Origin of the sequence: Comamonas sp. w2-DMI, from assembly GCF_040187735.1 — a bacterium.
In the GTDB taxonomy this organism is placed as follows: domain Bacteria; phylum Pseudomonadota; class Gammaproteobacteria; order Burkholderiales; family Burkholderiaceae_C; genus Comamonas; species Comamonas terrae.
Map to the genome: position 1 here is coordinate 1 of NZ_JBANEL010000003.1, position 14,620 is coordinate 14,620.

At 68.4% G+C, this 14,620-nt stretch carries 13 protein-coding genes; 6 read left to right on the forward strand and 7 right to left on the reverse strand.

Translation table 11 applies throughout. The features are described 5' to 3' along the window. The first annotated feature begins 297 nt into the window (after positions 1–297). Positions 298–1,563, forward strand: coding sequence for a YihY family inner membrane protein (locus tag V8Z74_RS04465; protein WP_502879456.1), 1,266 nt, complete (start codon positions 298–300; stop codon positions 1,561–1,563). Positions 1,564–1,671: 108 nt separating this feature from the next. Here V8Z74_RS04465 and V8Z74_RS04470 read toward each other — a convergent pair whose 3' ends face one another. Then, positions 1,672–2,028, reverse strand: coding sequence for an Mpo1-like protein (locus V8Z74_RS04470; protein WP_349708189.1), 357 nt, complete (start codon positions 2,026–2,028; stop codon positions 1,672–1,674). A 336-nt stretch (positions 2,029–2,364) separates the two neighbouring features. On the opposite strand from V8Z74_RS04470, the gene V8Z74_RS04475 reads away from it, so the two are divergent. Beyond that, entirely contained in the window at positions 2,365–3,168 is an 804-nt protein-coding gene (locus V8Z74_RS04475; RefSeq protein ID WP_349708190.1) for an alpha/beta fold hydrolase, read from the forward strand. A 61-nt stretch (positions 3,169–3,229) separates the two neighbouring features. Here the strand turns inward: V8Z74_RS04475 and V8Z74_RS04480 are convergent, their stop codons facing one another. From V8Z74_RS04480 to V8Z74_RS04505, 6 genes are read right to left on the reverse strand one after another with little or no spacing between them, the layout of a single operon-like run. After that, positions 3,230–3,778, reverse strand: coding sequence for a GNAT family N-acetyltransferase (locus V8Z74_RS04480; RefSeq protein WP_066471390.1), 549 nt, complete (start codon positions 3,776–3,778; stop codon positions 3,230–3,232). Between the two features lie 20 nt (positions 3,779–3,798). Continuing rightward, a complete protein-coding gene (locus V8Z74_RS04485) occupies positions 3,799–4,677 on the reverse strand; it encodes a PoNe immunity protein domain-containing protein (RefSeq protein WP_349708191.1) in 879 nt (292 codons plus the stop codon). 17 nt (positions 4,678–4,694) lie between these two features. Beyond that, entirely contained in the window at positions 4,695–5,504 is an 810-nt protein-coding gene (locus V8Z74_RS04490; protein ID WP_349708192.1) for an alpha/beta fold hydrolase, read from the reverse strand. Positions 5,505–5,515: 11 nt separating this feature from the next. Next, a complete protein-coding gene (locus V8Z74_RS04495) occupies positions 5,516–5,995 on the reverse strand; it encodes a GNAT family acetyltransferase (protein ID WP_349708194.1) in 480 nt (159 codons plus the stop codon). After that, the gene (locus V8Z74_RS04500) at positions 5,992–7,494 is read right to left on the reverse strand and encodes a DUF4303 domain-containing protein (RefSeq protein ID WP_349708195.1); all 1,503 of its coding nucleotides are present in this window, start codon (positions 7,492–7,494) and stop codon (positions 5,992–5,994) included. Before V8Z74_RS04500 ends, V8Z74_RS04495 begins: the two co-directional genes overlap by 4 nt. Before the next feature lie 14 nt (positions 7,495–7,508). Beyond that, positions 7,509–8,807, reverse strand: coding sequence for an O-acetylhomoserine aminocarboxypropyltransferase (locus V8Z74_RS04505; protein ID WP_349708196.1), 1,299 nt, complete (start codon positions 8,805–8,807; stop codon positions 7,509–7,511). Positions 8,808–8,954: 147 nt separating this feature from the next. Here V8Z74_RS04505 and V8Z74_RS04510 point away from each other — a divergent pair, with 147 nt between their 5' ends. The 4 genes from V8Z74_RS04510 (at position 8,955) to ggt (ending at position 14,546) form a co-directional block, all read left to right on the forward strand. Further along, a complete protein-coding gene (locus V8Z74_RS04510) occupies positions 8,955–9,407 on the forward strand; it encodes a CBS domain-containing protein (protein WP_066471370.1) in 453 nt (150 codons plus the stop codon). Between the two features lie 134 nt (positions 9,408–9,541). Further along, positions 9,542–10,984 (forward strand): CoA transferase, encoded by a 1,443-nt coding sequence (locus V8Z74_RS04515; RefSeq protein ID WP_349708197.1) that lies wholly within the window; start codon positions 9,542–9,544, stop codon positions 10,982–10,984. A 108-nt stretch (positions 10,985–11,092) separates the two neighbouring features. Further along, positions 11,093–12,193, forward strand: coding sequence for a chorismate synthase (aroC, locus tag V8Z74_RS04520; RefSeq protein ID WP_349708199.1), 1,101 nt, complete (start codon positions 11,093–11,095; stop codon positions 12,191–12,193). Positions 12,194–12,572: 379 nt separating this feature from the next. After that, positions 12,573–14,546, forward strand: a complete 1,974-nt coding sequence (gene ggt / locus V8Z74_RS04525) for a gamma-glutamyltransferase (protein ID WP_349708200.1) — start codon at positions 12,573–12,575, stop codon at positions 14,544–14,546. Positions 14,547–14,620: the final 74 nt, after the last annotated feature.

Here is a 14,620-nt window from a genome sequence, read left to right on the forward strand (position 1 = left end):
GGCTGCACGGCCGCCCGCACGGCCGCTGCGGCCCGCCCCGTACCGGCGGCTGCGGCCGAGCCCGGCGCCTCTGCCCAGCAGGAGCTGCAGCTGGGGGCCGAACAGGCGCCGGCTGCCGGCTCCTTTGCCAGCCCTTCGCCCTATGCGGCTGCGGCACCGCAACCGCAGGAGCCGGCACAGCAGGCACAGCAGGCAACACCGGGACCGGCAGCGGAGCCCCTGCAGGAAAGAATCGGGCGCTTCACGCGCCCCGCCAGGCAGCGCTATGCGCAGATGGTGCCCCGCCTGCTGCCGTGCATTGCGCTGAAGCCGGTGTCCGCCGAGGAGGTCAAGGCCTATGTGCACCGCCGCGGCCGGCGCATCCACCAGCGCCTGCGCACCTTTCCGTGGGCCAATACCTGGCATGTGCTGAGCGCGCGTTTCCGCGAGGACCGACTGGGCGTGACGGCCAGCAGCCTGACCTTCACCACGCTGCTGGCGCTGGTGCCGTTCTTCACGGTGGCGCTAGCCCTGTTCACGGCGTTTCCGATTTTCGGCAAGGTGCAGCAGGTGCTGGAGCGCTGGCTGGTGGACAGCCTGATCCCCGAGACCATCGCGCGCCAGGTGCTGGGCTACCTCACGCAGTTCGCCTCCAAGGCCAGCCGGCTGGGGCTGGTGGGCTTTTCGATCCTGATGGTCACGGCCGTGGCGCTGATACTGACCATAGACCGCACGCTCAACAACATCTGGCGCGTGCGCCAGCTGCGGCCGCTGGGCCAGCGCGTGCTGATCTACTGGGCCGCGATCACGCTGGGGCCGCTGGTGCTGGGGCTGAGCCTGGTGCTGTCGTCATATGTGATGTCGGCATCCAGGGGATTGGTCAATGCCCTGCCCGAGAGCCTGCGCTTCGTGTTCGACTCCATCGAGTTCATGGTTCTGGCCGCGGGCATGGCCGGCCTGTACCACTACGTGCCCAACACGCCGGTGCGCTGGCGCCATGCCTGGGTGGGCGGCATCTTCGTCTCGGTCTGCATGGAGCTGGCCAAGAAGGTCCTTGGCGTCTACCTGACCTCGGTACCCACGTATTCGGTGATCTACGGCGCCTTTGCCACCTTGCCCATTTTGCTGATCTGGATGTACGTGGCCTGGTGCATCGTGCTGCTCGGCGCGCTGGTCACCGCCTATCTGCCCACGGTGCTGGCCGGTGTGGAGCGGCTCGGCGGCCACCAGGGCTGGCAGTTCGAGTTGGCCGTGGAAATCCTGCAATGCCTGGCCCGGGAGCGCGAGCTGCCGCACAAGGGCCTGTACCTGTGGCAGCTGGCGCGCCGCCTGCGCATGGAGCCCGCGCAGATCCTGCCCGTGCTGGAGGCGCTGGCGCAGCTGGACTGGGTGGGAGCCGTGCAGCCGCCGGGCGCCCAGGCATCGCTGGAGAGCACCGAGCCGCGCTATGTGCTGCTGGTCGATCCGCGCGCCACCTCTGTGGCGCCCCTGGTGCAGGCCCTGCTGCTGGCGCCGTCGGACGCCGTGGCGCCGCTGTGGCAGCGGGCCCAGCTTTCGCAGATGACGCTGGCGGACTTGCTTTGAGCTCCTGGACGCATAGCGGCTTGCGCATGTGGAGCAAGGTTTTCAGGCGGTTTATCGCCTGAAATCGGACCATGGCAAGTGCTGCCTGCTACGAAAATCGTTAAGGAATCAGTGCAGAGAGATGCGACCCAGCAGAATGTCGCGCCACATCATCCAGTCGCCGATGAAGCTGTAGAGCGGGCGCTTGAAGCTGGCCGGCCGGTTCTTCTCGAAGGCGAAATGGCCGACCCAGGCAAAACCGTAGCCGCAGGCCAGGCCAGCGATCAGATACCAGAGGTGGCCGGTCACCACCAAGCCGATCAGGAACAGCAGCGACAGCGAGGTGCCCACGAAATGCAGGCGCCGGCACATGGCGTTGCTGTGCTCGCGCAGATAGAAGGGGTAGAACTCGGCAAAGCTCTTGAACTGGCGCGGGTCCACCGGAGTGGCTGCGCCATGGACTCCAGGGTCGGAGGTGCGGGACATGGCAAATCCTTTGCAAGATGGCGCGGCCTGGAGTGTTTTGGAGTTGCCGCCGGCGCATCGCGGGAGCGGGCGTGCCGGCCCGGATGCATGCAGGGCGCGCGGCAAGGGCGCACCCATGGCTTTTATACGCCCTGCAGCTGCCGCCGGCCAGCGGGAAACCGCCAAGACTCAAGACAGGGAAGGGCTGGCGGCCTTGCGCAAAATGGGACGGCGGCGCGGCAAATGCTGCCAGCGTCGCCATGGCGGCAGCCGCAGGCGGCCTGCAGCCTTTAGGCTTGTCCCATGCAGGGCGGTGCAGCCAGCCCGCCCGCCTTTCATGCCCGAGGTTCGTCCACCATGAATCCGCCCGCCATCCCTTCTTGCGCCACCAGCGAAGCCCTGGTGCCCACGCCCGCCGGCCGCCTGTATGCCAGGCGCTGGCATGCGGATGGCGCAGGCGGCCGCGCGCCCGTCGTGCTGCTGCACGATTCGCTGGGCAGCGTGGCGCTGTGGCGCGAGTTCCCCGAGCAGCTGGCCGCCGCCACGGGGCGCGACGTGATCGCCTATGACCGGCTGGGCTTTGGCCGGTCGGATCCCCACCCCGGCCGGCTGGCCGCCGACTTCGTGGCGCAGGAGGTGCAGGCCGGCTTCGCCCCGGTGCAACGGGCGCTGGGGCTTGATGCCTTTGTCGCGCTGGGCCACAGCGTGGGCGGCGGCATGGCCGCCATGGTGGCGGCTGCCTATGGGACGCAGTGCCAGGCCCTGGTCACCGAATCGGCCCAGACCTTTGTGGAGGACCGCACGCTGCAGGGCATCCGCGCGGCGCGCGACGATTTTGCCAAGCCGGGCCAGCTGCAGCGCCTGGCCCGCTACCACGGCGACAAGGCGGCCTGGGTGCTGTCGGCCTGGGTGGATAGCTGGCTCTCGCCCGAGTTTGCGGGTTACCGGCTGGACCAGGCCTTGGCCCGCGTGCATTGCCCGGTGCTGGCCATCCATGGCGAGCGCGACGAATTCGGCTCGCTGGTGCATCCCGAGAACATCCGGCAGTGGGCGGCGGGGCCGGTGGAGACCGAGATCATCGCCGGCGGCGGCCATGTGCCGCACCGCGAATTGCCCGGGCGCATCACGGAGCGCATCGCGCGCTTTCTGGCCGCGCTTTGAGGCCGGGACGGCCTGCGCCGCTCCGGCGCACGGACCTGCTGGCAGCAATGCCCCCCGGCGTTCAGCCGTCCACGGGGTGCAGCGGCGTCTCCAGCGTGAGCTGGTAGAAGGCCACGTCCAGCCAGCGCCCGAACTTGAAGCCGGCCTGGGGAAAAGTGCCCGAATGGGTGAAGCCCAGCCGCTGGTGCAGGTCGATGCTGGCGCCGTTGGAGGCATCGATGCAGGCCACCAGCACATGGACCTGGGCCTGGCGCGCGCGGCGGATCAGCTCCTGCATCAGCAGCTTGCCCAGGCCTCGCCCGCGCTGCGTGTGGTGCACATAGACGCTGTGTTCCACCGTGTACTTGTAGGCCGGAAAGGCGCGGAATGCGCCCCAGCTGGCAAAGCCCAGCAGCGTGCCCGAGGCATCGACGGCGCCGACCACGGGAAAACCGCCCGCGCGCTTGGTGGCGAACCAGGCCTGCATGGCCTGCGGAGGTCGGGGCACGTAGTCGTACAGCGCCGTCGAGTTGACGATGGCTTCGTTCAGGATGTCGAGGATGGGTGCGGCGTGTTCGGCCTCGTTGCAGTCGATCAGGCGTATTTCGTTGTTCGTCGTGGAAGAAGGCATCCAGAGTTTCCTTGGTTGTTTCAGGCGGTGGCACGCACCCGGGCAAAGTCCACCAGGTCGGCCGGATAGCAAGGCGAGGCGCGCAGCGCCGTATCGTCCCAGCCGTACAGCACGGACAGCGCGGCGACCTCCAGTGCCCAGTAATAGGTGCCCAGCCAGGGCCCGCCTTTTTTCTGCTGCCTGGGCGAGAGTCGGTGGAACTCTTCGTACTGGGCCTTCAGGTAGGGAACCAGCGGGCCGGGCAGGGCGGCATCGAGCTGCTCGAAGAACGGCAGCAGTGCGCCGTAGGGCCGCTTGTGGAACAGTGTCTCGTTGACGGCGTGCAGCTCGATGGCGCCGGCGCTCAGATAGTCGAGCAGCCGGTCGGTATCGAAGGCCAGCACTTGCTCCACGATGGCCGGCACCTCGTCCTGGGCATCGAGCAGCGAGGCCAGGGCCAGCAGGATGACGGCATAGGGATAGCCGCTGCCGCGCGTGGCAATCGTGGCAATCGGCGGGGCCACGCCATCGTCCTGCCCGTATTGCGCCATACTGGCGCGGGCATGGCCGGCCACGGCGGCGGCATCCTTCCACAAGGCCACGGTTTCCAGGTAGATGGGGCGCAGCACTGCGCCGTCCAGCCCCAGGTCCAGGCCGTAGATCAGCAGCCGGCAGGCCTGCTGCCCGGCTTCCTGCCACTGGTGGTAATTGTCCAGTGCGGCGTCAGCCCGCATGTCCATGGGCCGTGCATAGCCGGGGCTCGCCGCGAAGCGCCCAAGGGCCGCCAGCGCCTCTTTACAGTCCGCCCTCTTGTCCGCAAGATCCAGCCTGCGCCGGGGCGTGAGGCCGGTCAGCGCGATGGCGCTCCAGCCGGCACAGGCTCGGGGCAGTCGGCTGCAGGGCAGAAAAGCATCGGTCATGCGCCGAGCATAAGGCCTCAGCGCGCGAGGAAATCGCGAATCGCGAACAGGGTCTCGTCGGGCGATTCCGTCATCTGGTTGTGGCCGTTGGGAATCATCTGCACCTTGACCTGCCTGCCCGCGGCCTGCGCTGCATCGACCAGCCCCCTGGCGGCCCGGGGCGAGGTCATCTGGTCCTGCTCGCCCAGCACGAACAGCACGGGCGCCGTGATCCCGGCCATGGCGGCTTCGCCGCCCGCATAGCGGTCGCAGGCCACGAAGCCGGCATGCAGCAAATTGGTGCCGGCATTGCTGGCCAGCACGCGCCGGCCCAGGGCCATGCCCGCGCCATAGACCCAGCTGCCCGCGCCGCCCGGCGGCGACAGCGTGGCGCGCGAGAAGGTGTTGACCATGGCAATGGCCTTTTCGGGCGTGTTCAGCGCCGAATCGAGCAGGGCGGGCGAGACCTTCATCGGAAAGGCCGTGCCCACCAGCACCAGGTGACTGATGCGCTGCCTGAGCCGCGCGGCGGCTTCCATCGCGATCAGACTGCCCCAGCTGTGGCCGACCAGCGCGGCTTTTTCCAGGCCTGCCGCATCCATCAGCCGGCCGATGAAGGCGGCTGCGTCCTCGACGGACCTGGGCGCCTCGCCACCGCTTCTGCAATGGCCGGGCAGGTCGATGGCCAGCACGTTCCAGCCGTGGTTGGCCATGTAGCGGCTTTGCAGCGCCCAGACGCTGTGGTCGCACAGCACGCCGTGGATGAAGATGGCCGTGGGCTTGGCGGCATCGAAAGACTTGCCGCCGGTATAGGCATAGATCTGGGCGCCATGGACGTCGATGTGCATGCGCGGGTCTCCTAAAGAATGGATGGGGAATGCGTGGATGGCAGCGCCTGGCGCGGCGGATCGGGAATCAGCCGCTTGCCCAGCGATACCGTGTGGTCGTCCGCATAGCCGAGGCGCTGGTAGAACGCGATGACGGCATCGTTGCCGCTGCGCACCTGGAGGTTGAGCTTGGGGCAACCGCGCTCGACGAGCATGGCTTCGCCGCGCTGCATGAGCGCGCGGGCATGGCCGCGGCGTTCATGGTCGGGATGCACGGCCAGATAGTTCACCCAGCCGCGATGGCCCTCGTAGCCGAACATGGCGCTTGCGATGATGGCCCCCTCCGCGCCGGTGCCGACGAGGAACATCTCGGGCTGCACGGTGCGCTTGCGCTCGATATCCTTGTAGGGATCGTTCCAGGGGCGCGTAAGTCCGCATGTGCTCCAGAGCCGGACCACGGCTTCCGTGTCGGCGGTTTCGAAACTGCGGATCGTCATCGGCTCGAAGGTCATGGTGCGGTCATCCTGTTTTCGGGCAGCTGGCGCAGCAGCTCGCGGGCAATGCCGCGGATCTCCTCGCTGGCATCGCGCTCTGCCGCCTGCGCGATGCTGGCGCGCCAGGGCGCGCAGTCCTGTCTCCAGTCCCGCAGCGAATACATGGCAAGGCGGCGAACGGGCAGCTCGGCCTCGTGCGTGATGGCATGGGCCAGCGCAGGCAGCAGCTGTTGCGCTGCGGCGTCGCCGAGCACACGCTCGCCCATGATGGCGGCGGCGTGCATGCGCACCAGCACATGGGGCGAGTGCAGGCCGCGCACGGCCTCGGCCACATCGCCCGCGCGTAGCCTGCAGTAGCCCGACCCGGGCGCCAGCTCGCTGGCAAGCGCCTGCAGCATGGATACCGCCTGGGTGCGATGGGCCAGGGCCGCTTCGAGCGGCCCGTAGTCCAGCGCAATGAGGGCCGTGTCTTCACGGCTGTTCCAGGCCCGGTACGGATGGGCGATGCCGTGGGCAATGCGCTGGACAGGCAAGGCCGCGCGATCGGCGTCCAGCTGCTGAAGCAGCCAGTCGCTGTCGCCGAGTGCGCCCAGGGCGGCTGCGCACCAGTCGCGGCCGTTCTCGTGCTCGCGTTTCCCGGCGGGCTGGAGCACATGCATGCGCAGCGCCGCAATCACCTGCCCATCGGCAACGCCCAGCCGCGCGAGCATGAAGGCCGCCTGCCATTGCTGCATGGGCCTGTCCAGCAGCGGCAGCAGTGCATGGGCCGCTCGCAGGCCGCCGATGTGCCAGAGCGCGGTCTGCGCTGCCTCGCGCTGCGACTGCGCGTGCGCGCGGTCCAGGCCCAGCGATGCATCGGGAATGCCCTGCAGGCAGGCGATGTGGTAGCGGATCCGGTCATCCAGCGGCAGTGCGGCAATGCGCCGCCGCTCCTCCTCCTGCTGGGCATTGCCACGGAAGATGCGTGCGAAAACCTCGTCGCCCAGGCATTGGCGCGCGAGGTCCGCTTCTTCACCGTCATCCGGGGTGGAGAGCCAGCAGATGAAGTCCTCGGTGAGCTGGGCTTGCCAGCGGGAGCTTTGGAGCGCCTGGGCGAGCGCCCTGCACACGCGCACCAGCACGCCGAGCAGGCGCGCCTCGGTCGCACGCCAGTGCGCCACGGTGCCTGATGTCGCTTCGGCGTTCAGCGCCTGCTCGGCCTGCCGGAGCCTGGCCGAGGTGGTGTCGGAGCCGAGCTCGGGCCAGCGCCAGTCGGCCGGATGGAAGCGCACGTGGTCGAGGCTGTCCGGGTTGCCGTCCGCGTCGCCGCCGAAGTCCTCGGCATAGGCGGCCTCGGAATTCGCGGCAAGGCAGGGCAGGCAGATGGGCCCGTCTTCCTCGCGGTACAGCCCGCCGAGCGCGAATGCGTAAATGCGTTCGGCGGGATGGGCCGCGAGAAAGCCCTGCGCGTCCTGCCACCAGGCATCGAACAGGGTCTGCTCGAAAGCCTGCCAGTCGAAAGCTGTGGTGCCGGCCATGGGCGAAGCCTGCCTCAAGCCGCTTTCTCGGCGGCCTTGAGCGCGCGCTTCAGATCGTCGATCAGATCTTCGGCATCCTCCAGGCCGATGGACAGGCGGATCGTGCCCTGACCGATGCCGGCCTGGGCCAGCGCCTCGTCGCTCATGCGGAAATGCGTGGTGCTGGCCGGGTGGATGACCAGCGAGCGGCAGTCGCCCACGTTGGCCAGGTGGCTGAAGAGCTTGAGCGTCTCGATGAACTTCTTGCCCTGGCTGCGGTTGCCGGCGATGTCGAAGCTGAACACCGAGCCCGCGCCGCGCGGCAGCAGCTTCTGGGCCAGCGCGTGCGAGGGGTGCGACTCCAGCATGGGGTGGCCCACGCGGCTGACCAGCGGGTGGCTGGCCAGGAACTGCACCACCTTCTCGGTGTTGCGCATGTGCTGCTGCATGCGCAGCGGCAGCGTTTCTATGCCTTGCAGGATCAGCCAGGCCGTGTGCGGGCTCATGCAGGCGCCGAAGTCGCGCAGGCCCTCGCGGCGCGCGCGCAGCAGGAAGGCGCCCACCGTGCTTTCCTCGCTGAACACCATGTTGTGGAAGCCATCGTAGGGCGCGGTGAGTTCAGGGAATTTGCCGCTTTTTTCCCAGTCGAAGCTGCCGCCGTCCACCACCAGGCCGCCGATCACCGTGCCATGGCCCGACAGGAACTTGGTGGCCGAGTGGTAGACCAGGTCCGCGCCATGCTCGAAGGGCTTGATCAGCCACGGCGAGGTGAGGGTGGAGTCCACCAGCAGCGGCACACCCGCCTCGTGGGCTATTGAAGAGACCGTGGGAATGTCCAGCACATCCAGCCCGGGGTTGCCCACGGTCTCGCCAAAGAAAAGCCTGGTATTGGGGCGCACGGCAGCGCGCCAGCCGTCGATGTCGCCGGGTTGCACGAAGGTCGTCTCGATGCCGAAGCGGCGCAGGGTGTAGTGCAGCAGGTTCTGGCTGCCGCCGTACAGCGCCGTGCTGGCCACGATGTGGCTGCCCGCGCCCATCAGCGTGGCGATGGACAGGTGCAGCGCCGCCTGGCCGCTGGCCACGGCGATGGCGCCCACGCCGCCTTCCAGCGCCGACACGCGCTGCTCCAGCACGGCGTTGGTGGGGTTGCTCAGGCGGCTGTAGACGTGGCCGGGCCGCTCCAGGTTGAACAGGCTGGCCGCATGGTCGCTGGACTCGAAGACGAAGGAGGTCGTCAGGTGGATGGGCACGGCCCGCGCCCCGGTGGCCGGGTCGGGCTGGGCGCCGGCGTGCAGGCTCAGGGTGTCAAAGCCGGGATCGGAATAACCGGGCATCGCAAGGTCTCCATGGTTGTCGGTTGCAGCGGGCATTGTGGGCTATATTTGTGCTCGCACTATCACTTCCGCGCCGCGCGGCGGCCGCCATGGCGACAGCCGGGCCTGCGCCGGGCGGGAGACCCCAGAGAAGATTGGAGAACGGCAATGAAAGTAAGTGACATCCTGCGCGTCAAGGGCAACACGCTGTACACGGTGTCGCCCGACGAAAGCCTGGCTGCGGCCGTGCAGGTCATGTCGGACAAGGACATTGGCTCGCTGGTCGTCATGGAGCATGGCGACGTGGTGGGCATGCTGACTTTCCGCGAAGTGATCCAGGGCTTCGTCAAGACCGGCGGCATTGCCAACATGACCGTGCGCTCGGCCATGGACGACGCGCCCATGACCTGCACGCTGGAAACCGACATGGACGAGGTGCGCCGCATGATGCTGGACCGCCATGCGCGCTACATGCCGGTGATGGACAAGCGCATGCTCATGGGCGTGATCAGCCTCTACGACGTGGCCAAGGCCGTGGTGGACAGCCAGAACTTCGAGAACCGCATGCTCAAGGCCTATATCCGCGACTGGCCTGAAGGCGAGCGCCAGGGCGCCGAGTGACGGCACCGGAACCGGCCCGGCACTGAATCCATGCACCCAGACCCCGCAGCCGCGGGGTCTGTCGTTTGGGGCCAGGGCTGCAGTTTTTTGAATGAAATCGGCCTCAAGCCGTTGAAGGACAAGCGGTGGTAGCTATGGAAAACGATTCCTCCAACCCAGCCTCTCGTGCACCGGCCGCGCTGGCAGCCCTCTGGACGCAGTGCGGGCTGGACGCGCGGGCCCTGGATCGCGCAGCGCTGACGGGCGCGGCGCGCGGCTTTGCCTCCAGCTTTGCCGCGGCCGATGTGGTGCAGGCCAGCGTGGGCGCGGCGGCGCTGGCGGCCACCGAGATCGGCGCGCTGCGCACGCCGGGCCTGCCGGCGCAGACCGTGGGCATCGACGCCCAGCATGCGGCGTTCGAGAGCAGCGGCTTTTTCACGCTCGACGGCCAGGTGCCGCAGCTGTGGGCGCCGATCTCGGGCCTATATGCCTGCGGCGCGGCCGTGGGCGAGCCGGGCTGGGTGCGCATCCATGCGAACTTCGACCACCACCGCGACGGTGCGCTGGCGCTGCTGGGTTTGCCCGCTGGAAGCGAGACGCCGCGTGCGGCCGTGGAGCAGGCGCTGCAGCACTGGCGTGCGCAGGACTTCGAAGCCAGGGCGGCCGGGCAGGGGTTGCCCGTGGCGGCCTCGCGCAGCCATGCGGCTTGGCAGGCCCTGGGGCAGGATGCCGTGGTGGCCGCCCAGCCGCTGGTGGCGCTGGAGCGCATGGGGGACGCGCCGCCGCGCAAGCTGCCGGGGCTGGATGCGCAGCAGCGGCCGCTGGCGGGCATCAGGGTGCTGGATCTGACCCGCATCCTGGCCGGCCCGGTGGCAGGGCGAACGCTGGCTGCCTACGGCGCCGATGTCATGCTGGTCAACAGCCCCAGCCTGCCCAATATCGAAGCCATTGCCGACACCAGCCGGGGCAAGCGCTCCGTGCACCTGGACCTGAACGATGGAGAAGGCCGGCAGGCGCTGGAGGCGCTGGCTTCCCAGGCCCATGTCTTCATGCAGGCCTACCGGCCCGGTGCCCTGCAGGCCCGGGGCTTTGGCGCCGAACGGCTGGCGCAGCTGCGCCCGGGCCTGGTGGTGGCCGAGCTGTGCGCCTATGGCTGGCAGGGGCCATGGGCAGGCCGGCGCGGCTTCGATTCCATCGTGCAGACGGCCAGCGGCATCAATGTGGACGAGGCGCAGGCACGCGAGCCCGGCAATCCCCTGGCCAAGCCGCGTGTGCTGCCCATGCAGGCGCTGGACTATGGCGCGGGCTTTCTGCTGGCCTTTGGCGTGCAGGCGGCGCTGCTCAGGCAGGCCGCCGAGGGCGGCAGCTGGCGCGTGCGCGTCACGCTGGCCGGGGTGGCGCACTGGCTGCGCAGCCTGGGGCGCGTGGCGCAGCCGGACTGGGATGCGGCGCGGCCCGATATCACGCCATACCTGGAAACGCTGGACAGCGGCTTCGGCCGGCTGCAGGCCGTGCGCCACTGTGCGCAGTTCTCGCGCACGCCCGTGGCCTGGGACCATCCGTCCATGCCGCCCGGCAGCCAGCCGCCGCGCTGGTAGCCCGAAGAGCGCAGAGCCGGGCCTGCGGCATGCGCGATGGCTGCGCAGCAGTCTTGTGACGCCCGCGCACGGCCGCGCGGCAAAGGCCGCAGGCATAATCGTCGGTCTATGAGCGGCAATACCTTTGGCACCCTTTTTTGCGTCACGAATTTCGGTGAATCCCACGGCCCGGCCATCGGCTGCGTGATTGACGGCTGCCCCCCGGGCATGGAACTGAGCGAGGCGGACATCCAGCGCGACCTGGACCGCCGCCGCCCCGGCACCAGCAAGTTCGTGACCCAGCGCAACGAGCCCGACGCGGTGGAAATCCTCTCGGGCGTGTACGAGGGCAGGACCACGGGCACGCCGATCGCGCTCTTGATCCGCAACACGGACCAGCGCAGCAAGGATTACTCCAACATCGCCCAGAGCTTTCGCCCCGGCCATGCCGACTATGCCTATTTCCAGAAATACGGCATCCGCGATCCGCGCGGCGGCGGCCGCTCCTCGGCCCGCCTGACGGCGCCCACGGTGGCCGCCGGCGCCGTGGCCAAGAAGTGGCTCAAGGAAAAGTTCGGCACCGAGTTCCGCGCCTGCATGACCCAGGTGGGCGAGCTCGCCATCCCGTTCGAGAGCTGGGAGCATGTGCCCCACAACCCGTTCTTCGCGCCCGTGGCCGATGTGAGCCGCTACGAGGAATACATGGAGCAGCTGCGCAAGTCGGGCGACTCCTGCGGCGCGGCGCTGCGCATCCAGGCCAGCGGCATGCCCGTGGGCCTGGGCCAGCCGCTGTACGACCGCCTGGACGCCGACATCGCCTACGCCATGATGGGCCTGAACGCGGTCAAGGCCGTGGAGATCGGCGCCGGTTTCGACAGCGTGGCCCAGCGTGGCACCACGCATGGCGATTCGCTGAGCCCCGAGGGCTTTCGCAGCAACAACGCGGGCGGCATCGTGGGCGGCATCAGCACGGGCCAGGACCTGGAAGTGCGCATCGCCGTCAAGCCCACCAGCTCCATCATCACGCCACGCGAATCCATCGACGTGCATGGCCAGAGCACCGAGGTCATCACCAAGGGCCGCCACGATCCCTGCGTGGGCATCCGCGCCGCGCCCATTGCAGAGGCGCTGCTGGCCCTGGTGGTCATGGACCACGTACTGCGCCATCGTGCCCAGTGCGGAGACGTGGATTCGGGCCTGCTGCCGATTCCCGCATCCGCCAGCCGCTGAGCTGCTGCTAGCAAAAACGAAGCTGCCAGCGCCTGGCATGCCTTGGTTTTGGTGATGAAACCACCTGAAGCCAAGGCTTTCCGGGCGCTGGCAGCTTCTTTTTCTGCATTCCTGTGCACCGCTTCCACGGATGTGGCCGCGGCCTCCGCAAGATGGTACGCATGAGAACCATCTGTCGTGCAAGAGACCAAACACCATCGGGCTTGCCGGCGCCTGCCGATAAAGTGGCAGGCGGGTGGCGTCCTTCCTGCTCGCCGGGCGGAGCGGGCTGCCGCCCCGTACCGGATGCACGGCCCGGGCCGTACGGCTGTCCGGGACGCCATCCGGCTTCGGGCGCTTCATCGCGCCGCACACCATGCACACAAGGAGGCAAGCAAGCATGCGCACAAGAAAACTCTGGCCGCTGGCGCCGTTGACGCTGGCGGTATTTCTTCTGGCCAGCTGCGGTGGGGACGGGCAAAGCGGCGGTCTCGAGCAGGCGTTGATCGTCGACAACAATCCCAACAGCTGCACGGTACAGGGCAGCGGCGGTGCCTCGGTCGTCGTCGGCTCCGGCCTGGCCGGCGACCCCGCCGCGCCGGAGGCGGCTTCGGGCTACCGGCTGGGGCTGACGGCCAAGAATTCGAGCCGCTACATGGCCGTTGCCAATACGCCGCTGGCCGTCAAGGCCGGCTGCGACATCCTCAAGGCCGGCGGCTCGGCCGTCGATGCCGCGGTGGCCATGCAGGCCGTGCTGGGCCTGGTGGAGCCGCAGTCCAGCACCATCGCCGGCAGTGCGTTCATGGTGTATTTCGACGCCAAGACCAGGAAGGTCGTGGCCTATGACGGCCGCGAGACTGCGCCTGCGGCGGCCACCGGCTATTACCTGCTGCGCCAGGACCAGACGGACCCGAACTCGCCCAAACCCGTGCCGTCCGCCCGCCGCAGCGGCCGCTCCATCGGCGTGCCCGGCGTGCTGCGCATGCTGGAGATGGCGCAGAAGGAACACGGCAAGCTGGCCTGGAGCGGCCTGTTCGACTATGGCATCAAGCTGTCGACCGACGGCTTCAGGATTCCCGGCCGCCTGGGCGATGCGATCAAGAGCAATGCTTCCAGCCTCGCGCTCGACGCCAATGCCATGGCCACTTATTTCCACGCGGATGGAACGCCGCGCGCCACCGGCGAGACCATGACCAATCTGCCCTATGCGAAGACGCTGAAGGCGATCGCGCAGAAGGGCGCCGATGCGCTCTATACGGGCGAGATCGCGCAGGCCATCGTGGCCAAGGTGGCGCAGTCGGTGGGCGACGATGCGGCCAGGACGCCCATCACCCCCGGCCTGATCACCCTGGGCGATCTGGCCGGCTACCAGGCCAAGAAGCGCGATCCGGTCTGCGTGAACTACCGCAGCAGCTACCACGTCTGCACCATGGCGCCGCCTTCTTCGGGTGGCATCGCGATCGCGCAGTCGCTGGGCATTCTGGGCCAGTTCAACCTGGCGCAGTACGGGCCTGCGAACCCGTCCAACGAGGGCGGCATCCCGAGCGTGACGGGCGTGCACCTGGTCTCGGAAGCCGAGCGTCTGGCCTACGCGGACCGCGACAAGTATGTGGCGGATACCGATTTCATCCCGCTGCCTGGAAGCGGCGTCGCCACCATGCTCAACACGGACTACCTCAAGCAGCGCGCCAGCCTCATCAACATGGATCAGAGCATGGGCACGGCCACGGCGGGCGACCTTGGTCCGGTGCCGCTGGGCGTGGACAAGACGGTGGAGCATGGCACCACGCATCTGTCGGTGGTCGATGCCTATGGCAATGCGGTGTCGATGACGACGACGGTCGAGTCCAGCATGGGCTCGTTCCACATGGTCGACGGCTTTCTGCTGACCAACCAGCTCACCGACTTCTCAGCCGATCCGGCGGACCCTGCAAGCGGCGTGCCGATCGCCAATCGCGTGGCTCCCGGCAAGCGCCCGCGCAGCACCATGGCGCCGACGCTGGTCTTCAAGGGCAACGAGCCGGGCGAGTTCGTGATGGCCACGGGCTCGCCGGGCGGCGGCAACATCATCCAGTACGTGCTCAAGACGGTGGTGGGTGCGCTGGACTGGGGGCTGGATGCGCAGCAGGCCACGTCGCTCGTGGTTTTCGGCGCCAGCAACAGCCCGACCACGAACGTGGACGGCTCCAACACCACGCTGGACCTCACGGGCCTGATCGACGGCCTCAAGGCCAAGGGACACAAGGTGTCCAACAGCCCGCAGTCGAGCGGCGTGGCGACCATCATGCGCGTGACCAAGGACGGCAAACCCATGCTGCAGGGCGGGGCCGATCCGCGGCGCGAGGGCATTGTGCTGGGCGACGGAGCGCTCTGATCGCGATCCAGTGCCAGCCATGCCTGGAAAGCCCGCGCCCGAAGGAGCGCGGGCTTTTTTCATTGCGGGTCCGG